Source organism: Candidatus Amarolinea dominans (assembly GCF_016704685.1).
In the GTDB taxonomy this organism is placed as follows: Bacteria; Chloroflexota; Anaerolineae; order SSC4; family Amarolineaceae; genus Amarolinea; species Amarolinea dominans.
In genome coordinates, this window is the sequence record NZ_JADIZS010000081.1 from 1 (window position 1) to 22,098 (window position 22,098).

The 22,098-nt window shown below is 67.6% G+C and carries 23 protein-coding genes; 19 read left to right on the plus strand and 4 right to left on the minus strand.

Annotated features, from left to right (window positions below; translation table 11 throughout):
- From IPF85_RS27360 to IPF85_RS27450, 19 genes are all read left to right on the plus strand, one after another.
- A partial coding sequence (locus IPF85_RS27360; protein WP_343411217.1) for a DapH/DapD/GlmU-related protein occupies nucleotides 1-532 on the plus strand: 532 nt, incomplete at its 5' end.
- A gap of 13 nt (nucleotides 533-545) precedes the next feature.
- A complete protein-coding gene (wecB, locus tag IPF85_RS27365) occupies nucleotides 546-1,607 on the plus strand; it encodes a UDP-N-acetylglucosamine 2-epimerase (non-hydrolyzing) (RefSeq protein WP_343411218.1) in 1,062 nt (353 codons plus the stop codon).
- Nucleotides 1,604-2,188: a hypothetical protein gene (locus IPF85_RS27370; protein ID WP_343411219.1), complete on the plus strand. Its 585-nt coding sequence runs from the start codon at nucleotides 1,604-1,606 to the stop codon at nucleotides 2,186-2,188. Before wecB ends, IPF85_RS27370 begins: the two co-directional genes overlap by 4 nt.
- On the plus strand, nucleotides 2,185-2,832 hold the full coding sequence (locus IPF85_RS27375) for a hypothetical protein (RefSeq protein WP_343411220.1): 648 nt from the start codon (nucleotides 2,185-2,187) through the stop codon (nucleotides 2,830-2,832). Before IPF85_RS27370 ends, IPF85_RS27375 begins: the two co-directional genes overlap by 4 nt.
- A gap of 42 nt (nucleotides 2,833-2,874) precedes the next feature.
- Complete coding sequence (locus IPF85_RS27380) at nucleotides 2,875-3,546, plus strand: NeuD/PglB/VioB family sugar acetyltransferase (RefSeq protein ID WP_343411221.1); 672 nt, start codon at nucleotides 2,875-2,877, stop codon at nucleotides 3,544-3,546.
- Nucleotides 3,547-3,589: 43 nt separating this feature from the next.
- On the plus strand, nucleotides 3,590-4,582 hold the full coding sequence (locus tag IPF85_RS27385; RefSeq protein WP_343411222.1) for an NAD-dependent epimerase/dehydratase family protein: 993 nt from the start codon (nucleotides 3,590-3,592) through the stop codon (nucleotides 4,580-4,582).
- 5 nt (nucleotides 4,583-4,587) lie between these two features.
- Nucleotides 4,588-5,712: a DegT/DnrJ/EryC1/StrS family aminotransferase gene (locus tag IPF85_RS27390; RefSeq protein WP_343411223.1), complete on the plus strand. Its 1,125-nt coding sequence runs from the start codon at nucleotides 4,588-4,590 to the stop codon at nucleotides 5,710-5,712.
- A complete protein-coding gene (locus tag IPF85_RS27395) occupies nucleotides 5,705-7,243 on the plus strand; it encodes a lipopolysaccharide biosynthesis protein (RefSeq protein ID WP_343411224.1) in 1,539 nt (512 codons plus the stop codon). Before IPF85_RS27390 ends, IPF85_RS27395 begins: the two co-directional genes overlap by 8 nt.
- 12 nt (nucleotides 7,244-7,255) lie before the next feature.
- Nucleotides 7,256-7,939 (plus strand): class I SAM-dependent methyltransferase, encoded by a 684-nt coding sequence (locus IPF85_RS27400; protein WP_343411225.1) that lies wholly within the window; start codon nucleotides 7,256-7,258, stop codon nucleotides 7,937-7,939.
- A 655-nt stretch (nucleotides 7,940-8,594) separates the two neighbouring features.
- Nucleotides 8,595-9,578 (plus strand): SDR family oxidoreductase, encoded by a 984-nt coding sequence (locus IPF85_RS27405; RefSeq protein ID WP_343411226.1) that lies wholly within the window; start codon nucleotides 8,595-8,597, stop codon nucleotides 9,576-9,578.
- 18 nt (nucleotides 9,579-9,596) lie between these two features.
- Complete coding sequence (locus tag IPF85_RS27410) at nucleotides 9,597-10,814, plus strand: adenylyltransferase/cytidyltransferase family protein (RefSeq protein WP_343411227.1); 1,218 nt, start codon at nucleotides 9,597-9,599, stop codon at nucleotides 10,812-10,814.
- Nucleotides 10,807-11,130, plus strand: a complete 324-nt coding sequence (locus IPF85_RS27415) for a PfkB family carbohydrate kinase (RefSeq protein ID WP_343411228.1) — start codon at nucleotides 10,807-10,809, stop codon at nucleotides 11,128-11,130. Before IPF85_RS27410 ends, IPF85_RS27415 begins: the two co-directional genes overlap by 8 nt.
- Before the next feature lie 2 nt (nucleotides 11,131-11,132).
- On the plus strand, nucleotides 11,133-12,362 hold the full coding sequence (locus IPF85_RS27420) for a glycosyltransferase (RefSeq protein WP_343411229.1): 1,230 nt from the start codon (nucleotides 11,133-11,135) through the stop codon (nucleotides 12,360-12,362).
- Between the two features lie 3 nt (nucleotides 12,363-12,365).
- On the plus strand, nucleotides 12,366-14,246 hold the full coding sequence (asnB, locus tag IPF85_RS27425) for an asparagine synthase (glutamine-hydrolyzing) (protein ID WP_343411230.1): 1,881 nt from the start codon (nucleotides 12,366-12,368) through the stop codon (nucleotides 14,244-14,246).
- Nucleotides 14,247-14,249: 3 nt separating this feature from the next.
- A complete protein-coding gene (locus IPF85_RS27430; RefSeq protein ID WP_343411231.1) occupies nucleotides 14,250-15,548 on the plus strand; it encodes a glycosyltransferase in 1,299 nt (432 codons plus the stop codon).
- 87 nt (nucleotides 15,549-15,635) lie between these two features.
- Entirely contained in the window at nucleotides 15,636-16,448 is an 813-nt protein-coding gene (locus IPF85_RS27435; protein ID WP_343411232.1) for a glycosyltransferase family 2 protein, read from the plus strand.
- A gap of 13 nt (nucleotides 16,449-16,461) precedes the next feature.
- A complete protein-coding gene (locus tag IPF85_RS27440) occupies nucleotides 16,462-16,908 on the plus strand; it encodes a hypothetical protein (protein ID WP_343411233.1) in 447 nt (148 codons plus the stop codon).
- Nucleotides 16,909-16,943: 35 nt separating this feature from the next.
- Entirely contained in the window at nucleotides 16,944-17,612 is a 669-nt protein-coding gene (locus tag IPF85_RS27445) for a glycosyltransferase family 1 protein (RefSeq protein WP_343411234.1), read from the plus strand.
- A 70-nt stretch (nucleotides 17,613-17,682) separates the two neighbouring features.
- Nucleotides 17,683-18,321 carry a glycerol-3-phosphate acyltransferase gene (locus IPF85_RS27450; RefSeq protein ID WP_343411235.1) on the plus strand — a complete coding sequence of 213 codons (639 nt, stop codon included), beginning with the start codon at nucleotides 17,683-17,685 and terminating at the stop codon, nucleotides 18,319-18,321.
- Between the two features lie 57 nt (nucleotides 18,322-18,378).
- On the opposite strand, the gene IPF85_RS27455 is transcribed toward IPF85_RS27450, so the two are convergent.
- The 4 genes from IPF85_RS27455 to IPF85_RS27470 form a co-directional block, all read right to left on the minus strand.
- Nucleotides 18,379-19,095 (minus strand): lysophospholipid acyltransferase family protein, encoded by a 717-nt coding sequence (locus IPF85_RS27455; protein WP_343411236.1) that lies wholly within the window; start codon nucleotides 19,093-19,095, stop codon nucleotides 18,379-18,381.
- 94 nt (nucleotides 19,096-19,189) lie between these two features.
- Nucleotides 19,190-19,882: a lysophospholipid acyltransferase family protein gene (locus IPF85_RS27460; protein WP_343411237.1), complete on the minus strand. Its 693-nt coding sequence runs from the start codon at nucleotides 19,880-19,882 to the stop codon at nucleotides 19,190-19,192.
- On the minus strand, nucleotides 19,882-20,607 hold the full coding sequence (gene cmk / locus IPF85_RS27465) for a (d)CMP kinase (protein WP_343411238.1): 726 nt from the start codon (nucleotides 20,605-20,607) through the stop codon (nucleotides 19,882-19,884). Before cmk ends, IPF85_RS27460 begins: the two co-directional genes overlap by 1 nt.
- Nucleotides 20,552-22,039 carry a pseudouridine synthase gene (locus IPF85_RS27470; protein ID WP_343411239.1) on the minus strand — a complete coding sequence of 496 codons (1,488 nt, stop codon included), beginning with the start codon at nucleotides 22,037-22,039 and terminating at the stop codon, nucleotides 20,552-20,554. Before IPF85_RS27470 ends, cmk begins: the two co-directional genes overlap by 56 nt.
- Nucleotides 22,040-22,098: the final 59 nt, after the last annotated feature.

Here is a 22,098-nt window from a genome sequence, read left to right on the forward strand (position 1 = left end):
GACGCCACCCAACCTGCCGCCCCTGCAGATCGGCGCGGACTGCATTATCGGTACGGGCGCGGTCGTCTACAACGGCACCACCATCGGCGAAAAAACCATGATCGGCGACCATGCCTTCGTGCGTGACCGCTGCCAGATCGGGAGCTTCGTCATCGTCGGCAGCCATGTCACCATCGAGAACGAGGTGACGATTGGCGATTACACCAAGCTGCAGACCGGCGTCTATCTCTGTGCCTGGGTGACGATCGAAGATCACTGCTTCATTGCGCCCTGCGTGGTCACCACCAATGACAACTACATGGGCCGCACCGATAAGCGCTTCCAGGAACGGGGCGGCTGCACCATCCGCCGCGGCGCGCGCATCGGCGCCAACGTCACCCTGCTGCCCAACATCGAAGTGGGCGCGGAAGCCTTCGTCGCGGCCGGCTCCATCGTCACGCGGCACGTCCCGCCTGCCACCGTGGTCATGGGATCGCCCGCCAAATACGTCCGTGACGTCAGCGCCGACGAGTTCGCGGAAGAACGATTGTGACAGGTCGAACTCCTTGAAGATCGTCACCATCGTCGGCGCGCGACCGCAGTTCATCAAGGCTGCGCCGGTCAGCCAGGCCCTGGCCGGTCAGCACCAGCAAATCCTCATCCACACCGGCCAGCACTACGACCGCGAGATGTCCGACCTGTTCTTCGACGAACTGCACATCCCGCGGCCTGACTACGAACTGGGCATCGGCTCCGGGCCGCACGGCCGGCAGACCGGGCAGATGCTGCAACGCATCGAAGAAGCGCTGCTGGCCGAAAAACCGGCCTGGGTGCTGGTCTACGGCGACACCAATTCCACGCTGGCCGGCGCGCTGGCCGCGGTCAAGCTGCAAATCCCGGTGGCGCACGTGGAGGCCGGCCTGCGCAGCTTCAACCGCGCCATGCCCGAAGAGCACAACCGCGTGCTCACCGACCACTGCGCCGACCTGCTGCTCTGCCCCACCCAAACCGCCGTCAACCTGCTGGCCGCGGAGGGCATCACCCGCGGGGTCTTCCTGGTGGGCGATGTGATGGTGGACGCCATGCAGCAGCATGGCGCGCTGGCGCGGCAGCATTCCACCCTGGCCGACCGCCTGCATCTGCGCCCGCGGAGTTTTGCGCTTGCCACCATCCACCGCCCCTACAACACCGATGATCCGGCCCGCCTGGCTGTCATCCTGACCGCGCTGGCCGGCCTGGCGATGCCGGTCGTCTTTCCCGTTCATCCCCGCACCCGCGCCGCGCTGGCCCGCGCCGGCCTGACCCTGCCCGCCAACGTGATCGCGCTCGACCCCATCGGCTACCTGGACATGCTGGCGCTGGAGCAAACCGCGGCCTTGATCGTCACCGATTCGGGCGGCGTGCAGAAAGAAGCCTACTGCTTTGCCGTGCCCTGCATCACCGTGCGGCCGGAGACCGAATGGGTGGAAACCGTGGACGCCGGCTGGAACCGCCTGGCCTGGGGCGACGCGGCGCAGGTGATCGAGGCGGCCCGACGCCCCTGGCCCACCACGCCGCCCCCGCCCGTCTTTGGCGATGGTCACGCCGCGGAGAGGATCGTGCGCCTGCTCGAACGAGGCACTCTGTGAGCCAACCGCTGCGCGCCCTGCGCTACGGCCTGCGCCTGGCCGCGGCCGCGGTTCGCTGGCGGCCGCGGCGATTGCTGCGCAGACGCCGCGCCGCGGCGACCGACCGGCCCCTGACCCTTGCCCTGGTCACGCAGCAGGTCACGGCGCGGGAGATCAAGATCGGCCGCGCCCTGCGCCTGGCCGGCCATCGCCCCATCCTGCTGACGCGGTTAGCGACCGCCGGTCAGGCCGCGGATCAGGCCGCTGATCTGCAAGCCGCCTTCGAGCAGGTGCTGACCTTCCACGACTATCGCGACATCCTGGAGCAGGTCGCCGCGCAGCACGCAGACGCCATCCACCTGTTTGTGCATGGCGACAACCTCTTCTTCCTGCCGCTGGCCTGGTTGGCGCCCTGCCCGCTGGTCTATGACCCCTACGATGTCTGGCGCGGCATGTTCAACGCGCCGCGGCCAGCGCGCTTCCTGCGCCTGGAGCTGTGGGCCGAGCGCTGGCTGCTCGAGCACGCGGCCGGCCTGTGTGCGCGCAGCCTGGAGCCGCAGATCCTCAAACGCCAGTTTGGCTATCGCCTGCCGCGGCCATGATCTACTTTCCCGAATACTGCCTGGAACTTCCCGCTCCACGTGCGCCGGCGGCGGCCGCGCAATCAGGGATTCACATAGTCTACTGTGGCGGTGTCTGGCCGGAGGATCGCTTCTCCAGCGCCACGCATGGCTATGCGCAGTACCTGGCGGTTGGCCGGCGCCTGGCTGAGTTTGGCTTTCATCTGCACATCTACCCGGCCAACCGCGACCCCCAGCTGCCGTTCGAGACCTTCTTCGCCGCGTACATCGCCGAAAGCCGGGTGAACGCCTTTTTTCATCTGCATGAACCGCTGCCCTATCCGGCCCTGATGCAGGCCCTGACCCAGTACGATTTCGCGCTGCACATCTTTGGCCCTGGCATCAACGATCAGACTGGACAAAATACGCAGGCAAAAGTACACTACTCGACGGCCAACAAGCTGTTCGACTACATTCAGGCCGGGCTGCCGGTGATTATCCATGAGGGCTTTCATCAACGCGGCCTGGTGCGCCATTACGGCCGCGCCATCAGCGTGCATCACCTGGATGAGCTGGCTAACCTGCTGCCGGCCGCCCGTCAGGCGCCATACCCCGTCCACGTGTCCGCGACGTTGGCCTACCAGGCGCCGCGGCTGGGGCGCTTCTACGAGGCATTGCTGGATTGAGCACTTCCGAGGCCCCCGGAACTTCGGAAGCCTGGAGGAGTGATGAGCGTCGTCATTCTCGGTGCGCGGGCCAACGGCCATGCCAGCGTGGTGCTGGACATCCTCGACGCGCAGAGGATAGAGGTTGCCGGCTTCCTGGACGACGACCCGGCCAAGTGGGGCCAGGTCATTCGCCGGCGCCCGGTTATCGGCGGCGTCGAGCGCCTGGCCGAGCTGCGTGAGCGCCTGGGCGTGACCGGCGCGATCGGCGCGGTGGCGTCCAACGCGCAGCGCCGCGCCTGGGTGCAGATGATTCGGCAGGCCGGCCTGGACCCGATCAACGCCATCCATCCCACGGCCCACCTGGCGCCGGACGTCAGTCTCGGCGCGGGCGTCTGCATCTGCCCTGGCGTGATCGTCATGCCCGGGGCGCGGCTGGGCGACGCGGTCACGCTGTACACAGCCGCGACCGTGGACCATGACTGCGTGCTGGAGGACGGCGTCAACCTGTCGCCGGGCGTGCATACGGCCGGGCGCGTGCATCTGGAGCAGGATGTCTTCGTGGGGATCGGCGCGGTTTTCATCCCGGATGTGCGCGTGGGCGCCGGCGCGATCGTCGGCGCGGGCGCGGTCGTCATTCGCGATGTGGCGGCCGGCGATGTCGTGGCCGGCGTGCCCGCGCATTCGATCAAGAAAGGTAACTGCTCACCCTGCAGGCCGATTTGGACAGGATGAACAGGATGTACAGGATTCTTGTTCTGTGGAAGGAATCATTTTTATGCAGACCGTGTTTGTGACGGGCGGCGCCGGCTATGTCGGCAGCGCCCTGGTCCCCCAGATGCTCAGTCGAGGTTACCGGGTCAAGGTGCTTGACCTGTTCATCTATGGCAGAGAGGTTTTTGACAGCATCAAGCGCGATGCGAACCTGGAACTGATCCAGGGCGACCTGCGCGATCAGGCGCTCCTGCGCCAGGCGCTGCCCGGCTGCGACGCGGTGATCCACCTGGCGTGCATCTCCAACGACCCCAGCTTCGAGTTGAACCCTGACCTGGGCAAGTCCATCAACTTCGACGCGTTCGAGCCGCTGGTGCAGATCAGCCAGGCGGCCGGCGTCAAGCGCTTCATCTACGCCTCTTCCTCCAGCGTCTACGGGGTCAAGGACGAGCCAGATGTCAACGAGGAGATGGCGCTGGAGCCGCTGACCGACTACTCCAAGTACAAGGCGCTGTGTGAAGAAGTGCTGCTGCGCTACCAGGCGCCTGGTTTTACGACCGTGATCATTCGCCCGGCCACCGTCTGCGGCTACGCGCCGCGCCAGCGCCTGGATGTCATCGTCAACATCCTGACCAACCACGCGGTCAACACCGGCAAGATCAAGGTCTTCGGCGGCGAGCAACTGCGGCCCAATATCCACATCCAGGACATGGTGGATCTCTATCTGCTGCTGCTGGAACTGCCCGCGGCGCAGATTGCCGGCAAGGTCTTCAACGCCGGCTTCGAGAATCACCGTGTGCGCGAACTGGCGCAGATGGTGCAGACCATCGTGGGTTTCGACCGGGTGGCGATCGAAACCGTGCCGACCGACGACAACCGCTCCTACCATGTGTCGTCGGCCAAAATTGCACGCGAGCTGGGCTTCGTGCCGCAGCACACGATCGAAGAAGCGGTGCGCGACCTGGTCGCCGCTTTCCGCGCAGGCAAGCTGCCCGATTCGATGACCGCGCCCCGCTATTTCAACATCAAGATGATGCAGGCCATCAACCTCCAATGAGCGCCATGATCGTTCCTTATGTCAATTTACCTTTGCAGCACCAGCCCCTGAAAGCGGCGCTGCTGGACGCGGTGGGCCGCGTGCTCGATCACGGCCAGTTCATCCTGGGACCGGAGGTTGAGCAGTTCGAGGCGCGTTTCGCTGCGCTGTGCGGCGTGCGTTTTGCCATCGGCGTCAATTCCGGCACCGATGCCCTGATCCTGGCGCTCAAGGCGCTGGGCGTCGGCCCCGGCGATGAGGTGATCACCGCGCCCAACTCGTTCGTGGCTTCCGCGTCCTGCATCGGCGTGCTGGGCGCGCGGCCGGTCTTCGTGGATGTCGGGCCTGATTACAACCTGGATCCCAACCGCATCGAAGAGGCCATTACCCCGGCCACGCGCGCCATCCTGCCGGTGCATCTGACCGGCCGGCCGGCCGACATGGATGCCATCCTGGACATTGCGCGGCGCCATGACCTGCGCGTGGTCGAAGATTGCGCGCAAGCGGTGCTGGCGCGCACGCACGATCGGCCCGTCGGGTCGCTGGGCGATGTCGGCTGCTTCAGCCTGCACCCGCTGAAGACGCTCAACGCGTGCGGCGACGGCGGCGTCATCACCACCAACGACGCTGGCCTGGCGCAGCAGTTCAAGATGCTGCGCAACATCGGCCTGCGCTCGCGCGAGGACTGCGCGGTCTGGAGTCACAATTCACGCCTGGACACCCTGCAGGCCGCCATGCTCCTGGTCAAACTCGATCTGCTGCCTGCCTGGACCGAGGCGCGCCGCGCCCACGCCCGCTTCTACCAGGAGCAGCTCGCCGATGTGGTGCAAACGCCGCTGGATCGGCCGTTCGAGTACGCGGTCTATCACACTTTCGTGGTGCAGGCGGAGGCGCGCGATGCCCTGATCGCGCACCTGGCCGCGGCCGGCGTGGGCGCCGCGATTCATTATCCGGCGCCGATTCACGTGCAGGCAGCCGCGGCCGGCCTGGGCTATCGCGCCGCCGACTTTCCGGTCACGATGGCGCAGGCCGGCCGCATCGTCAGCCTGCCGGTCTACCCTGAGCTGACGGCCGCGCAGGCCGCGTATGTCGTGGAACAGGTGCGCAGTTTTTACGATCGTGGGCCGCTGCCAGGAGCAGCCGATGCCTGAGACGCCGCCGGCGATTGCGCCAGAAATCGCGCCGGCCGCAGCCCCCCAGGCCCTGCCAGAATCGGGCCTGGGGCTGCATGTCGTGGCCGGCGCCACGTGGAGCGTGGGCGGCACCCTGCTGCGCCAGGCGATCATCCTGGCCGCGGCCGTCATCGTCGCCCGCCTGCTGACGCCGGCCGATTACGCCATCGGCGGCCTGGCCCTCTCGATGATGGCCCTGTTCAACGTGCTGACCGCGCAAGGCTTTGCCCAGGCCTTGATCCAACGACCGGAGTTGACCGACCTGGCCTGCGATTCGGTCTTCTGGCTGACATCGGCGGCCGGGGTGGTCGTCGCGGGCGGGGTGGCCCTGGCAGCGCCCATCCTGGCCCGTTTTTATCAGCAGCCCGCGCTGCAGACAACCCTGCTTTGGTTGGCGCTGGGACTGGTCATCGGCATGATCGGCACGGTCCCCAATACGCTCCTGCAGCGCGCCATGCGTTTTCGGGCCATCAACCTGGTTGCCCTGGCGGCCGGCGTGATCTCGGCGGGTCTGGGCGTGGCCGCGGCCTGGCTGGGCTATGGCTACTGGGCGCTGATTTTGCCCAGCATCGGCAGCAACCTGGCCGTGGCGTTGGGCGCCTTCTGGTTGACCGCCTACCGGCCCGCGCTGCGCTTTCGCTGGGCGGAGATCCGCCAGATCAGCACCTTTGGCCTGGCGCTGCTCGGTTCCAACCTGGTGCAATACTTCAGTGACAACAGCGATTACCTGATCATGCCGCGTTTCTGGACACCGACCACGTTTGGGCACTACTACTTCGCTTTCGAGCGCGCGCGGCAGCCTTTCAATCTGACGGTCGCGCAGCTCGGCGTGGTCTTCTTCCCCGCATTCAGCCGCTTGCAGGGCGAACGCGAACGCCTGCGCCGCGCCTATCTGCAGAGCACAGAGTTCATCTGCCTGATCGTCTTTCCGCTGCACGTCCTGCTGATCGGCCTGGCCGATCCGCTGGTGCCGTGGCTGTTTGGCGAGCAGTGGCGGCCGGCCGTGCCCGCGTTTCAGCTCTTCGCCGCGTACAGTTTCATGCGCGGCCTGGGCACCCTGGTGTCTCCCGCGCTGTTGGCGATCAACCGGGCGCCGGCCGCGCTGTGGTTCAACCTGTTTCGCCTGGTGCTGACCGTGCCGGCCTTGCTCGTGCTGGGCATGACCGGCGCCGACGTCACCACCGTCGCCCTGGTGCTGCTGGCGGTGTGGATGCTGCAGGCGCCTTTCTACATCGGCTATCTGTATCGCCAGATTGGTCTGCGCTGGCGCGAGACCTGGCGCGGGCTGCGGCGCCTCGTCCTCGCCACCAGCCTGATGGCCGCGATCCTGGTGGGCAGCCGTTGGGGCGCGGCCGCGGCCGGCTGGCCGTTGTGGACCGGCGTCGCGGGCGGCGGCCTGCTCAGCGTGCTCACTTTCCTGACCTTGACCCGGTCACCCATTTTGGAAGGCATGGCCTTTGTACGGCGCGCCCTGCGTCCCGCGACGTCCCCGCCGGCATCATCATCGTAAGAAGGAGTTGTTATGTCCTGGGATCGAACCGCCATGCTGCAGGAGATGGAACTACTCAAAGGCATGGTGCTCAACAATGTGCGCCTGCTGGCGTCGCACAACCGCAAAGACCCGTACTACGCAGAACTGCTGCGCCTGGCCGATCAGCCCTATTTCTTCGAGACCTACCAGGTGATCGTCTGGGCGGGTCTGCGTCTGCAGCCCAAGCGCATCCTGGAAATCGGCACGCGCAATGGCGGCAGCCTGGTGCAGCTTCTGAGCGCCTACCATCGCTTCGACGGCATCAGCGTCGTCTGCTGCGATCTCTGGCGCGAGATCGGCTCACCGCGCGCGGTGCGCGCCAACCTCAAACTGATGGCAATCCCCGATTCCCTGGTAGAATTCGTCAGCGGTGACTCGACGCAAACCGTGCCCGCGTGGCGCCGGCAGCATCCGCAGGCGCAGTTCGATTACGTCCTGGTGGACGGCGGCCACGATGTGCCAACGGCGGGCCGCGACCTGGCGAACGTGGCTGACCTGGTCGCGCCCGGCGGCATCCTGATCTTCGATGACATTGGCCCGGAGAGCTATCGCCTGCTGCCGGTCTGGCGTGAGTTTCAGGCGCAGCATGCGGGCGAGTTCGAGTGGTTCGAGAAGCAATGGCGCAAGGGCGTGGCCTGGGCCATTCGCATCACGGCTGCGGGCGGCGGCGCATGACCCGGCCGGCTGTGGGCAACCTCAGGCGTGAGACGGCGCGCTACGGCGGTCTGCTGAACCTGCTGGCCGCGCGTTTTGCCAGTCAACGGCTGGCGCGGCATCCTAACGTCAGCGCCCCAGCCGGCGGCTTGCCAAGACCCCCAACCAACCGGCCAGGGCCCCGCCCCCCCGGCGGCCCCACCACCACCGCGCCGGGGCCTCGCTCGCCCTGGACCGGCGGGGGGGCGGGGGCTGGGGCGGGGCGGGGGGACGGGGGCGGCGGGGGGGGGGGGGGGCGGGGGGGCGGGGGGGGCCGGGGGGGGGGGGGGGGGGGGCGGGGGCTGCGGCGCCCGCGGGGGGGGCCGGCGGCGTCCCGGGGAAGGGGCGGCGGCGGGGGCGGGGGCCACCTCCTTTTTGCCCACCACCTGAACGGGGGCGGGGAAGCACCGCGGCGGTCCTGGGGGGGAAGCCGCGCGGCGCCGGGGGGGCGGGAACACGCACGAGGGGGGGGCGCCCCCGCGGGGGGGGGGGGGGCAGGGGGGGGGGGGGGGGGGCGGGGGGGGGGGGGGGGGGGGGGTCGCTGGTCAAAGGCGAGGTGCCGCCCCACGCCCTGGTGGCCGGCGTACCGCAGCGTATCCTGCGCAGTGACATCGAATGGCGAGCATGAGGTAAACCTATGAACTGTTTGGTGACAGGCGGCGCCGGCTTCATCGGCAGCCACCTGGTGGATCGTTTACTGGCCGATGGGCATCAGGTGATGGTGCTCGACAACTTCAGCACCGGCCGGCCTGACAACCTGGCCCATTGCAGCGGCTCCCCGCGCCTGAAGCTGCGCCAGGTGGATGTGGCCGACTATGAGGCCATCCGCCCGCTCTTCGACGGGGTGGAGTGGGTCTTTCACCTGGCCGCGCTGGCCGACATCGTGCCTTCGATCCAGCGGCCGCTGGACTATCACCACGCCAACGTGGATGGCGCCGCCAGTGTGTTGGAGGCCGCGCGCCAGGCTGGCGTCAAGCGCTTTGTCTACGCCGCGTCCTCCTCCTGCTACGGCATCCCGGATCACTACCCCACGCCGGAGACCGCGCCGATCCGGCCGCAGTATCCGTATGCGCTGACCAAATACCTGGGCGAGCAGATGGTCATGCACTGGGCGCAGGTCTATCACCTGCCGGCCGTGGCGCTGCGCTTCTTCAACGTCTACGGCCCGCGCTCGCGCACCTCCGGGACGTATGGCGCGGTGTTTGGCGTCTTCCTGGCGCAAAAGCTGGCCGGTCAGCCCTTCACCGTGGTGGGCGACGGCACACAGACGCGTGATTTTACCTTCGTCACCGATGTGGCCGCGGCCTGCGTGGCGGCCGCGGCGTCCGAGCTGACCGGCGCAGCGTTGAACGTCGGCAGCGGCAGCACTTACAGCGTCAACCGCCTGGTGGAGCTGCTGGGCGGCGAGGTGACTTACATCCCCAAGCGGCCAGGCGAACCCGACTGCACCTTTGCCGACATTGGCAAGATTCAGCGGCTGCTGGGCTGGCAGCCGGTTGTGAGCTTCGAAGCCGGGGTGGCCGCCATGCTGCAGGTGATTGACGCCTGGCGCGCGGCGCCGGTGTGGACAGCCGAAGGGATCGAGGCGGCCACGCGCGAGTGGTTTCAGTATCTGGGGTAACAGCGAGAGAGGCGAGCGGTGAGCGTACACACTGACGACAAGATCCGGACCGTGGATGAACTGGCCGCCATCAGCGCGGCGCTCAAGCAGCAGGGCAAGGTGATCGTACACTGCCACGGCGTGTTCGATCTGCTGCATCCCGGTCATTTCCGCCATTTTGCGGCCGCGCGGCGCCTGGGCGATGTGCTGATCGTCACCTTGACCCGCGATGAATTCGTCAACAAGGGGCCAGGGCGGCCGGTCTTCAACCAACGCCTGCGCGCTGAATCCATCGCCGCGCTGGCCAGCGTGGATTATGTCGCCATCAACGAGTGGCCGACCGCGGTCAACACCATTCACCGGCTGCGCCCTGACCTGTATGTCAAAGGCAGCGAGTACGCCCAGCGTGAACAGGACCTGACCGGCAAAATTTACGACGAAGAACAGGCGGTGGAAACGGTCGGAGGCCGCCTGGCCTTTACCGACGACATCACCTTCAGTTCCACGCAGTTGCTCAACAACTACTTCGATGTTTTTTCGGCCGAGGCCGATGCCTTCCTGCGCGACTTCCGCCAGCGCTACAGCGCCGGCCAGGTGATCGAGATGCTCAAGGCGCTGCAGCCGCTGCGGGTGCTGGTCATCGGCGATGCGATCATTGACGAGTACCACTACTGCAAGGCCGTGGGCAAGGCCTCCAAATCGGCCACGCTGACCTCGCGCTTTCTATATGAGGAAACCTACGCCGGCGGTTCGCTGGCCGTCGCCAACCACGTGGCCGGCTTCTGCCATGATGTACACCTGGTCACGGTGCTCGGCGCGCCCAACAGTTATGAGGAGTTCATTCGCGGCCACCTCAAGCCCAATGTGACTGCGCACTTCATCGTGCGCGACGACGCGCCGACGATCGTCAAACGCCGCTTCGTGGACCCCTTCCTGATCTCCAAGATGTTCGAGGTCTGCTACCTGAACGAGTCTTATTTGCCGGCCGCGCAGCAAAGCGACTTGCGCGGCCACCTGCAAGCGGTCATCGCCGATTATGACGTGGTGCTGGTCACCGACTTCGGGCATGGCATGTTGGATCGCGAGACCATCGCGCTGGTGACGGCATCCGCGCGCTTCCTGGCCGTCAACACCCAGGCCAACAGCCTGAACCTGGGTTACAACGTCATCTCCAACTACCCGCGCGCGGACTATGTGTGCATTGACCAGGAGGAGCTGCGCCTGGCCGCGCCGCGACCGCTTGACGCCCGTGCGTGATCTGATTCCGCGCCTTGCCCGGCAGGTGGGCGCGGCAACCGTCAACGTGACCCTGGGCACTCACGGTTCCGTCAGTTACCGCCATGAGGAGGGCATGGCCGACGTGCCGGTCTTCACCAACGAGGTGGTGGATTCCATCGGCGCCGGGGATGCCTACCTGGCCGTGACCGCGCCGTGCGTTGCGGCCGGCCTGCCCGCCGAGGTGATCGGTTTCATCGGCAACTGCGTCGGCGCGCTGGCTGTGCAAATCGTGGGCAACAAGGAGTCGGTGGAACCGACCGCGCTGTTCAAGTTCATCACGACGTTGCTGAAATAGCCATGACCCACATCCTGATGCTGGTCACCAGCGATCTGCTGCACGATAACCGGGTGCGCCGCGAGGCCGAAACCCTGGCCGCCGCGGGCTGCCGCGTGACCGTGGTCAGCGCCATCCGGCCGGCCGACATCCCGGCCCTGGGCTGGGAGGCGTCCGCCGGGCTGACCGCGGTGGCCGCGGCGCCGCCCGCCTGGCAGGCCGCGACCGGCTGGCGTCGCGCGGCCGGTCACGCGGCCGATCTCTGGCGCTGGGGCGGCGGCGGCAGTCTGCTGGCCGCGGCCGCGGATCAGCGCAGCGACGTGGTGCATGCGCATGATCTGGACACGCTGCCCGCAGCCGCGACGCTGGCGCAGCGCTGGCGGGCGCCGCTGGTCTACGATGCGCATGAGCTGTTCGTGGATCAGATGACGCGGGGGCCGGGTGCGGCCAGCATCCCCTGGCCCAACCGCGTCAAACAGACGCTGGCGCAGCGCAACTTCGCCCGCCTGGAACGCCGCCTGATCGGTCGTGCCGCGGCGGTCATTACGGTCAGCCAGTCCATCGCGACCGAACTGGCAACCCGCTACGGCATCGCCACGCCAACCCTGGTGCTCAACACCCCGCGCTACCAGGATATGACGGCCGGCTCGTCCTATCTACGCCAGCGCCTGGGGCTGGCGGCCGAGCAGCGCATCATTCTCCTGCAAGGCGCAGTCCTGCCCGACCGTCACCTGCTGGAACTGGTGCAGGCCATGCCGCTGCTGCCGCCCGCGGTCGTGCTCGTCTTCCTGGGCTTCAACCTGGGCACCTACCAGGAAGCGGTTCGCCAGGAAGTGGCGCGGCTGGGCTTGCAGGCCCGCGTCTTCATGCTCGACGCGCTGCCGGCCGGTCAACTGCTGGCAGCCACGGCCTCGGCCGATGTGGGCATGATCCTGCTGGCCGGGCACAACAAGAACGACCGCTTTGCCATGCCCAACAAGCTGTTCGAGTACATGATGGCCGGCCTGCCCTTCGTGGCAACCGACTGGCCGGAGATCGGCCGCGTGGCGCGCACCACCGGCGCCGGGGTGACGGTGGCGCAGCTCACGCCCGCGGCGCTGGCCGCGGCAGTCAACGACATCCTGCAAGCGCCCGCGCGGCAGGCCGCCATGCGCACGGCCGGGCTGGCGGCCGCACGTGGGGAGTACAACTGGGAGCGGCAGGCGCAGCGTCTGCTCGAACTCTACGCAGCACTGCCAACGGCGAGGAGCTAAAGTATGTGTGGAATTGCCGGCGTCTGCCGCAGCGATCAACAGCCCGTGGCGCAGGCGCAGCTCGAACAGATGGCGCACCTGCTGCGTCACCGCGGCCCGGACGATCAGGGCCTCTACCAGAATGGGCCGACCGGGCTGGCCTTCCGCCGCCTGGCAATTCTTGATCTCTCGCCGGCCGGGCATCAACCGATGACCAACGAGGATGGCACCCTCTGGCTGGTCTTCAACGGCGAAATCTACAACTACCGCAGCCTGGTGAGCGAACTGGAGGCGGCCGGCCACATCTTCCGTTCGCGCAGCGACAGCGAGGCGATCCTGCACGCCTACGAACAGTGGGGCGACGACTGCGTGCTACACTTCGATGGCATGTTCGCGTTTGCGCTCTGGGACGAGGCGCGCCAGCGGCTGTTCGCGGCCCGCGACCGCTTCGGCATCAAGCCCTTCTACTACCATACCAACACGGAGCGCTTCATCTTTGCTTCGGAGATCAAGGCGCTGCTGGCCGACCCGGCCACGCCCCGCCGGCCCAACGATGATCGCCTCTATGATTACCTGGTCTACGGCTACCTCGATCACACGGCCGAAACGATGTTTGCCGACATTCGCCAATTACCGCCCGCCCATCGGCTCGTGGTGCGCCAGGGCCAGATCACCATCCAGCGCTACTGGGACCTGGACCCCGATCAGCGCCTGGACAACCTGAGCGATCAGGCCGCGATCGGCCGCCTGCGCGAGCTGTTCTTCGACTCGGTGCGCCTGCATCTGCAGAGCGATGTGCCCATCGGCACCTGTCTGAGCGGCGGACTCGATTCGTCGGCCATCGTCTGCGCCATCGCCCGCCTGCTCGACGCGGAGGGGGTTGATCGGGCCATGATCGGCGAGCGCCAGCGCACCTTCACCGCCAGCTTCGACGATCCGGCCTTCGATGAGCGCCGCTTTGCGCGTGAGGTCATTGCCCAGACCGGCGCGCAGGCTTCTTTCGCCTTTCCGCGGGCCGAGGAACTGGGCGCGCTGCTGCCCGATCTGATCTGGCGCCAGGAAGAGCCGTTTGGCTCCACCAGCATCGTGGCGCAGTGGTGCGTCATGCAGTTGGCCGGGCATGAGGGCATGAAGGTGATGCTGGACGGCCAGGGCAGCGACGAGATTCTGGGCGGCTATCATCCCTTCTTCTCCGGCCTGTGGGCCAATCTCCTGCGCCGCGCCGATTTCGCCGGGCTGAGCCGTACACTGGCGGGCTTTCGCGGTCGCCATGGCGTGCCGCCGCGCATCCTGCTGACCGGCGCGCTGGGGCTGGCCTTGCCCGCGGCCCTGCGCAGCGCTATCCAGGTGGGCCGCGGCCGCACGCGGCCGGCCTGGCTGGGGCCGGCCCTGGCCGCACACCCGCAGCCCTGGCTGGAGATGCCCGCGCCCTATCGTGATCCGCTGCGCCGCCAGATGTACCAGTATCTCACCACCCTGCATCTGCCCTCACTCCTGCACTACGAGGACCGCAACTCGATGGCCTTCAGCATCGAGGCGCGCGTGCCCTTTCTCGATCATCGGCTGGTCGAATTCGCCTTCGCGCTGCCGGCCCGCTTCATGCTGCGCGACGGCGAGACCAAATGGCTGCTGCGCCGGGCGTTGGCCGATGTGCTGCCGCCCGCGATTACGCAGCGCCAGGATAAGATGGCCTTTGGCACCCCGGAGGCGGCCTGGTTCCGCACGACGCTGCGGCCGCTCATGACCGAGATCTTCGCCAGCGCCCGCTTCCGCCAGCGCCCCTACTGGAACGCGGCCGTCGTTGACCAGGTTTTTCAGGAGCATCAGAGCGGCCAGGCCGACCATCGCCTGCTCCTGTGGCGCTGGTTCAACACCGAACTGTGGCTGCGGCGGTTTATGGAGTAGGGAATGCAACCGGTTTTGATCGTGGTGCATGATTACCCGCCGATTTTATCGGCCGGGGCGGAGCGGATCGTGAAGTTCGCCCATTACTTGCCAGCGTTTGGCTTCCGGCCGCTGATTCTGACCACGGGGCGTTATGGCGGGCAGGCAACGGACGCGGCGCAGGGGGTTTTCCGCGCCCATGACCTGGTGCATACGCTGTTCAGCGGCCTGCGCGGGCGGGCCGCCGCGGACGTGGCGCAGGAGGCGCAGTTCCGCGTGGCGACGCTGAGCAGTCAGAGCCTGCTCGGCCGGCTGCGCGACCAGATCATGACGCCCGACACCAAGCTGGGCTGGCTGCTGCCGGCCGTGCGCCTGGGCAGCCGCGTGATCGCACAGCAGCGCCCGGCGCTCATCTTCAGCACATCGCCGCCCGAAACGGCGCATCTGATCGCCCGGCGGTTGGCGCACCGCCATCACCTGCCCTGGGTGGCCGACCTGCGCGACGGCTGGCTGTTCGAGCCGCCCAACCCGGCCGTGCGCCAGGCCGCCTGGCGACGGGCGGTCGAGCATCGCCTGGAAGCCGGCGTGATCGCATCTGCGCAGGCCATCGTCACTGCCACCGGCCCCATTGCCGATGACCTGCGGACGCGCTACCCGGCCGCGGCCGGGCGCATCCACACCATCACCAACGGCTTCGACGCGGCCGAGTTCCAGGGTCTGCAGCGCCAACGCCAGGCGGACGGCGTCTTTCGCCTGGTCTACACCGGCGCGCTCTCCGCCAGTCGCCAGGGCACCTCGGCCGCGGCCTTCTTTGCGGGCCTGGCGCAGTTCGTGCATGCGCAGCCGGCCATCCCGCTGCAGGTGATCGTGATCGGCGACACCAGCCCGGCTGAACAGGCGGCCGCGGCCAGCCACGGCCTGACGGGCGTCGTCAGCTTCCGGCCGGCCGTGCCGCGGCGTGAGGCGCACCAGGCGCAGCTCGACGCGGACGGGCTGCTGCTCATCACCGCGCCCGGCCAGCGCAGCGTCGCCACGCTCAAGCTGTTCGACTACATCGGCGCGGGCGTCCCCATCCTGGCCCTGGCCGCGGACAACGCCGCGGCCGCCATCGTGACGCAGTACGGCCTGGGTCTCACCGTGGCGCCTGATGATGCAGCCGCCATCCAACGCACGCTACACGAACTCGCGGCCCGTCAGCAGGCCGGCGCGGTGTGGCCGGGGTTTGCCGCCGCGCAGCTGCGGTTTGAGCGCCGCCAGTTGACCGGGCAGTTGGCGGCGGTGTTCAGGGATGTGCTGAAGAAGGGTAGGGGAGCCACCGGCTGAAGAGAAGGGTAGGGGAGCCTCACCTCAACCCCCGGCCCCTTCTCCTCTCCGCGGGGCGGAGAGGAGAAGGGGGGAAGAAAGAAGCGAATGATGCAACAACCAACGCTGTCGGTGATCATCGTCACCTGGAATGTCGGGCCGCTGCTGCTGCGCACGCTGGAGCGGCTGGCGACCGCGTGCGCTGGGCTGACGTGGGAAACGATCGTGGTGGACAACGCGTCCGGCGACGGCAGCCAGCAGGCCGTGCGCGCCGCGTTTCCGGCCGTGACCTATCTCTACAACGATAGCAATCCTGGCTATGCGAAAGCGAACAACCAGGGGCTGGCGCGGGCGCAGGGCGACTTCTTGCTCCTGCTCAACCCGGACACCGAACCGGATACGGGATCGCTGGCAGCGCTGGTGCAATTCCTGCACGCGCATCCGGCGGCCGGCATCGTCGGCCCTGCGCTGGTTCTGGCGGACGGCGCGCCGCAGCCCTACAGCTTCGGCGGCGATCCCACGGTGGCCTACCTGCTGCGCCGCAACCTCAGGCGTCTGCTGCACGCGGGGCCGCTGCACGATTGGGGCGCAGCGCAGGCCGCGCGCGTGGACTGGGTCAGCGGCGCGTGCCTGCTGGCGCGGCGCGCGGTCTTCAGCCAGATCGGCGGCCTGGACGAGGCGATGTTCATGTATTTCGAGGACAACGACTGGTGCCTGCGCAGCCGTCAGGCCGGTTGGGAGGTGTGGCGCGAACCGGCCAGCCGCGTGGTTCACCTGGGTGGGCAGTCGCTCAAGCAGAACCGCCGCGCGCCCGCGGCCTACTACGCCTCTCTGCGCACCTTCTACCAACGGCATTACGGCCCGCTCGACCGCCTGGCCCTGGCGCTGCTGCTGCGCCTGCTGCCGGCCGTCGATGCCTGACAGGATGGATCCCATGACCACGACAACGCCTATCATCGTGCTCGATCTGCGCACCGTGCAGGACCATTTTCCGGGCATCGGCCGCTACACCTTTCACCTGGCCCAGGCCCTGGTTGAGGCCGCGCCCACCTGGCGCTTCACTTTGCTGACGCAGGCCCAGGGGGCGAACACCCGCTTCGACGTGACCGGCCTGGCGCGCCGGCCCAACGTGACCCTGCACGCCGTTTCGCAGGCCATCTTCTCCCCGCAGGAGCAGATCACCCTGCCCCGCGACCTGCCGCCCGGCGACCTGGTTCACTTCCCTACTACATCTTCCCCTATCTCAGCCGGCGCCGGGCGATCGTCACGATCTACGACATCATCTCCCACCTGTACCCGGCCTACCTGCCCTCCGCGCTTCACCGCGTCGTCTTTGAGATCACCACCCGCCTGGCCCTGGCCCGCGCGGCGCACATCCTGACCCTGTCAACCTCGGCCGCGGCCGATTTGCAGCGCGTGTACGGCGTTGATCCCGGCCGCATCACCGTCACGCCGGCCGCGGCCGATGGCCGCTTCCGGCCCGCATCTGCGGACGCCATCCACGCCCTGCGCCGGCGCCTGGGCCTGCCCCCGCGCTACGTGCTTTTCCTGGGCGCCAACAAGCCGCACAAGAACCTGCTGCGCCTGGTGGAGGCCTGGGCCAAACTCAAGGCGCAGGAAGCGGCGCCTTCTGCGGCCGCCGGGGTGAGCCTGGTGCTGGCCGGTCGTGAAGACCCGCGCTACGTCGGCATCCGCGCCGCCATTGCCCAGGCGGGTCTGCAAAACGACATCCTGGTGTTGGGCGCGGTCAGCGAGGCCGATCTGCCGGTCCTGTACAGCGGCGCAGAGGTGTTCATCCTGCCCTCGCTCTACGAAGGCTATGGCCTACCGGTGATCGAGGCGATGGCCTGTGGGGTGGCGGTGGCGTGCAGTAACACCTCAAGCCTGCCGGAGGTGGTGGGCGGCGATGCCGGTGTCCTGTTCGATCCGGCTGACAGCGATGAGATGGCGGCCGTTTTGCGGCGCCTGCTGACCGACGGCGCCCTGCGCACCACGTTGCAACAGACCGGCCTGGCGCGTGCCCGTCAATTCACCTGGCAGCGCACGGCAGAGCTGACGCTGGCGGGATATGAGAAGGAATTCTGACGCCGCAACTCACTTGGGCAAACGGTGTTATGCTGTGGTAGTACAGTAAAATCAAGGATGGAAGAATTCAATGTCAGCAACGATGGTGGCAGCGGCAGCCGTGATTGGCTATCTGCTTGGCTCGATTCCCGTGGGATACCTGGTGGTGCGAGCCATGCGTGGAGTGGATGTGCGTACCGTGGGCAGTGGACGCACCGGCGGCACCAATGCCATGCGCGCTGGTGGTTTGGGCGCCGGTGTCATAACAGCCATCGGCGATATGCTCAAGGGCCTGGCGGCCGTTGCTATCGTGCGGCTGCTCAGCGGCGGCGTACCGGAGATCGAAGCCATCGCCGGCCTGGGCGCCGTGGCCGGTCACAACTGGTCGCTCTTCATGGGCTTCAAGGGCGGCGCCGGTACCTCGCCCAACATCGGCGCCTGTATGGTGTTCTGGCCGCTCTCGGCCCTATGGTTGGTGCCCATGGTGCCGCTTGGCGTCTTCGTCGTCGGTTACGCTTCCGTCACCTCACTGGTGATTGCCGCTGTGATTCCCATCACCTTTGCCCTGCGCGCGGCCGCCGGGCTGACCTCGTGGGTCTACGTCTGGTATGGCATCGCCGCCGCGCTGCTCGTCGTCCTGGCGCTGCGTCCCAACATCAAACGCCTGCTCAACGGCACCGAGCCGCGCGCCCCACGCATCGGACGCCGCACCCCCGACAAGCAGGCTTAACCAGCAATTGCAAATCCTGTTCATCCTGTCAATCCTGTCCAAAAAACTCGCACCGATCTATGCCGCGAGCCGCAGCCACGTCTCCCATTCTGGCTGCGGATCGCGATAGACCCCGCGCATCTCCGGCGGCAGCAGACCGGCCACGCGGCTCATGGCGGCGTCGGTCTGCAGCCGCAGATGCTCACGCGTCAGTTTGCCTTCGGGCCAGCGAAAACGAAACGGCGTTCCGTAGCGCAGATGCACAGGAACGGGCCGCAGGCGCTTGAAGGACGCGGTCAGCGCGGTGGAGCCGGTGATTGCCACCGGCACGATGACCGGATCGCTCTTGCGCGCCACGAAGGCCAACCCCTCCTTGCCCACCTGCAGGCTGGCATCCCTGCTGCGCGTCCCCTCCGGCGCCATCAGCAGCACATGACCGGCCGCCAGCACCGCCTCGCACGCCTTGATGGCCCGCACGTCAACCTCCCCGCGACGGATCGGAATGACCCCAAACCAGCGGATCAGCGCGCCAAAGAGCGGAATGTCGTAGTTTTCGATCTTGGAAATCGGCACGCCATAGCGCGGCAGCAGCGCCACCGTCACGAACGGGTCAATGGCGTGGATGTGGTTGAAAATGAGAATGACCGGCCCCTGCGCCGGCAGGTTGTCCAGCCCCTCGATGGTGGTGCGGCTCAGGGTGCGCACCACCGCGTAGAGAATGGGTTGCACCAGGCGCCGGCCCCAACGCGGTTTCCTGGGGTCCGCAACGGCCAGATAGCGATAGTCTTGATTCATCCTCATCTCCTATCCGCATGATAGCAACCAATTCGTGAAATTCTTGGCAAAAAATGCTCGCATTCTTCTTTCAAGGGATACGGATCAACACGGATCAACACGGAAACGGCCCCCGCTCGTTGGGCGGGAGCAGAGCGGCCAGGTGTTCCATGATGAGGTCGCTGGCGTCGTCCAGGGCCTGGCGCCGGGCCGCGCCGTGGCCGGTGATCGTCAACGGGCCAAAGGGCCGGCCGATGGTCAGCGTGACGGGCGCGCGGCGCAGGCGCTTCCAGCAGCCGAAGACCTCCTGACCGCTGCCGGAGAAGGCCATCGGCAGAATGGGCACGGCCTGCTGCGCAGCCAGGAACGCCGTGCCCGGACGCGGCCGGATCAGCGCGGAGCGAAAGCTGCGGCTCTGCACCCCGCCTTCGGGAAAAATCGCCAGCACGCCGCCCTTTGCCAGCACGGCCGCTGCCATGCGCAGCGCCTTGCGGTCCACCTCCCCACGATGTACGGGGATGCCCGCGTAGCCGCGCACAATCCAGCCCACCCACGGATGCTCGAACATGTTGTGTGCGGCCAGGAATTCCACGTCGTAAGGCAGAAAGACCGGCGCCAGCGCCGGCTCGATCCAACCAAAATGATTGATTACCACGATCAGCGGCCCGCTGCTGGGCAAATTCTCCTGCCCGCGCACCGTCAAGCGCAGCAAGAAGAAGGCGGCCAGGCGCGCGAGGAGAATCAAGAAGCGCCGTTGCAGGCGCCGGCTCCAAGTCATGGCCGGCAACGCGGCAGCTTCCTGCGGCATCAGTCCCTCGCCTCCTGCCAGGCGACAATCAGGCCCATGATCTGCTGCAGGACTTCGGGCGCCGACAGATCAGTCGAGTCCACAACCTGGGCGTCTGGCGCGGCGCGCAGCGGGGCCGTGCGGCGTCCGCTGTCGAAGGCGTCGCGCCGGCGCATCGCGGCCAGAATCTCCTCGTAGCTCACCGGCAGGCCGCGCTCACGGCCTTCTTCACAGCGGCGTCGTGCCCGCTCCGCTGGGGACGCGTCCAGGTAGATTTTCAGATCAGCGTCCGGCATGATGACTGTGCCGATGTCACGGCCCACCATGACCACGCGGCCGGCATGGCCGATGCGCCGCTGATGCATCTTCAGGGCATCGCGCACACGCGGATACGCAGAGACCACCGAGACATTGGCGTCCACCTGCGGCTGGCGCACGGCCCAGGTGACATCTTCGCCCCCGGCCAGGACCGTAGCCAGTCGGCCATCGCATGCATCTGCCGGCGCGACCACATCAATAGGCACCGTCAGGGCCAACTGCGCGACGGCGACCTCATCGCTGATAGGCACCCCGCGGGTTAGCGCCAGCCAGGTCACCGCGCGGTAGACCACGCCGGTATCGAAATAGAGATAGCCCAGGCGCTGGGCCAGGGCATGACCAATGGTGCTCTTGCCCGAGGCGGCCGGGCCGTCAATGGCAATGGTCGCGGGAAGGGCAGCAGAGGGCTGCGGGGCGCCAACGTTCATCAGGTTGATCTCTTGCGGCGCACGCGCGCGATGCGGCCTCCCGCGGACAAGGGGCGCGCCCGGCGCGGCCGGCTGTCGCTACCCGGATAGGGCGAACGGCCGCCAGAATCACGCCGGCCAGGGCCGCGGCTGTCCGCTTGACCAGGGGCCGCGGCGCGGTCGGCGTGCGGTGGGCGGGCTGAGCCGCCGCGGCGAACTGGGCGGGCGCTGGCGTCACGGCGGGGTGCATCCGCGGCATCCGCGCCCTCGGCGCGGCGGGGCGGACGCGCGGTATCTGAACGGCGGCGGCATTCGCAGGGCGCCCTGGGCGGGCGCTGGCGTCACGGCGGGGTGCATCCGCGGCCTCGGCGATCTCGGTGCGCTGCGGCGGACGGGCGGTATCTGAACGGCGCGGCCGGCGGGTGGCATCCGCACGGCGCCCTGGGCGGGCGCTGGCGTCACGGCGCGGTGCATCCGCGGCCTCGGCGCCCTCGGTGTGGCGCGGCGGGCGCGCGGCATCCGCGCTGGCGTCACGCCGCGGTGCATCGGCGGCATCCGCGCTGAGGTCAGTGCGATCCGGCGCCGGGCGGCGGGGCGGGCGTCCGTGGGCAGGGCGGGGCGCCGGCTGTGCGCGACGGGGACCGCTGCGTTGACTGCGGCCAGGAACGACCGCCAAGTGCGTGCCGTGCGCAGCCGGTTTATCTTGCAGCACGCGGCGCAGGTGGCGTAGTTCGGTCAGGGTGGCATCACGCCACGCGCCGGCTTCGAGGTGTACCAGGCGCAGCGGCCCCAGACCCACCCGGATCAGGCGTAGGACGGGGTGACCAACGACCGCGGTCATGTGGCGAATTTCGCGCTTGCGCCCTTCGCGCAGCACCATGCGCAACCAACTGGTGGGCTGTGAGCGGGCATCGCTTGATCGCGCTAAGTAAGGCGGCGGGCCATCAACAATCTCCGCCTCGGCCGGTGCGGTCTTGCCGCCGCTCAGTTCGATGCCCTGACGCAGCTTGCGCAAGGCAATGGGGCCAGGCTTTCCCTCGACCAGCACCAGGTATTCTTTCGGATGCTCGTAGCGCGGATGGGTGAGCCGGTGGGCCAGATTGCCATCGTTGGTCAGCAGCATCAGGCCCTCGCTGTCGAAATCGAGGCGCCCCACCGGATAGAGGCGCTGAGGCACTTTGACCAGGTCAACCAGACACGGGCGGCCGTCGGTGCTCTCCGTATCCGAAAGATAGCCGGCCGGTTTGTAGAGCACGATGTAGCGCAACGCCTCGGAGCCGGTCAGCGGGTGCCCATCGAGCAGCACCGTATCTTTGTCCGGATCCACCCGTGTGCCCAGTTCGGTGACGACCTTGCCATTGACCTTCACGCGGCCATCCACGATTATCTCTTCGCACGCTCGGCGTGAGGCAACCCCCGCATGTGCCATGATTTTCTGCAGACGCTCTTCCATTACAATCTCCTCCCTACGATCTCCCCCGCTACGATCTCCCCGCTCTCCAACAGCGAACT

Bases quoted from the DNA above. Each gene is read 5' to 3' on its own strand.
- IPF85_RS27375 (WP_343411220.1), top strand. From the start codon at position 2,185: ATGATCTACTTTCCCGAATACTGCCTGGAACTTCCCGCTCCACGTGCG.
- IPF85_RS27380 (WP_343411221.1), top strand. From the start codon at position 2,875: ATGAGCGTCGTCATTCTCGGTGCGCGGGCCAACGGCCATGCCAGCGTG.
- IPF85_RS27385 (WP_343411222.1), top strand. From the start codon at position 3,590: ATGCAGACCGTGTTTGTGACGGGCGGCGCCGGCTATGTCGGCAGCGCC.
- IPF85_RS27390 (WP_343411223.1), top strand. From the start codon at position 4,588: ATGATCGTTCCTTATGTCAATTTACCTTTGCAGCACCAGCCCCTGAAA.
- IPF85_RS27395 (WP_343411224.1), top strand. From the start codon at position 5,705: ATGCCTGAGACGCCGCCGGCGATTGCGCCAGAAATCGCGCCGGCCGCA.
- IPF85_RS27400 (WP_343411225.1), top strand. From the start codon at position 7,256: ATGTCCTGGGATCGAACCGCCATGCTGCAGGAGATGGAACTACTCAAA.
- IPF85_RS27405 (WP_343411226.1), top strand. From the start codon at position 8,595: ATGAACTGTTTGGTGACAGGCGGCGCCGGCTTCATCGGCAGCCACCTG.
- IPF85_RS27420 (WP_343411229.1), top strand. From the start codon at position 11,133: ATGACCCACATCCTGATGCTGGTCACCAGCGATCTGCTGCACGATAAC.
- asnB (WP_343411230.1), top strand. From the start codon at position 12,366: ATGTGTGGAATTGCCGGCGTCTGCCGCAGCGATCAACAGCCCGTGGCG.
- IPF85_RS27430 (WP_343411231.1), top strand. From the start codon at position 14,250: ATGCAACCGGTTTTGATCGTGGTGCATGATTACCCGCCGATTTTATCG.
- IPF85_RS27435 (WP_343411232.1), top strand. From the start codon at position 15,636: ATGATGCAACAACCAACGCTGTCGGTGATCATCGTCACCTGGAATGTC.
- IPF85_RS27440 (WP_343411233.1), top strand. From the start codon at position 16,462: ATGACCACGACAACGCCTATCATCGTGCTCGATCTGCGCACCGTGCAG.
- IPF85_RS27450 (WP_343411235.1), top strand. From the start codon at position 17,683: ATGTCAGCAACGATGGTGGCAGCGGCAGCCGTGATTGGCTATCTGCTT.
- IPF85_RS27455 (WP_343411236.1), bottom strand. From the start codon at position 19,095: ATGAATCAAGACTATCGCTATCTGGCCGTTGCGGACCCCAGGAAACCG.
- IPF85_RS27460 (WP_343411237.1), bottom strand. From the start codon at position 19,882: ATGCCGCAGGAAGCTGCCGCGTTGCCGGCCATGACTTGGAGCCGGCGC.
- cmk (WP_343411238.1), bottom strand. From the start codon at position 20,607: ATGAACGTTGGCGCCCCGCAGCCCTCTGCTGCCCTTCCCGCGACCATT.
- IPF85_RS27470 (WP_343411239.1), bottom strand. From the start codon at position 22,039: ATGGAAGAGCGTCTGCAGAAAATCATGGCACATGCGGGGGTTGCCTCA.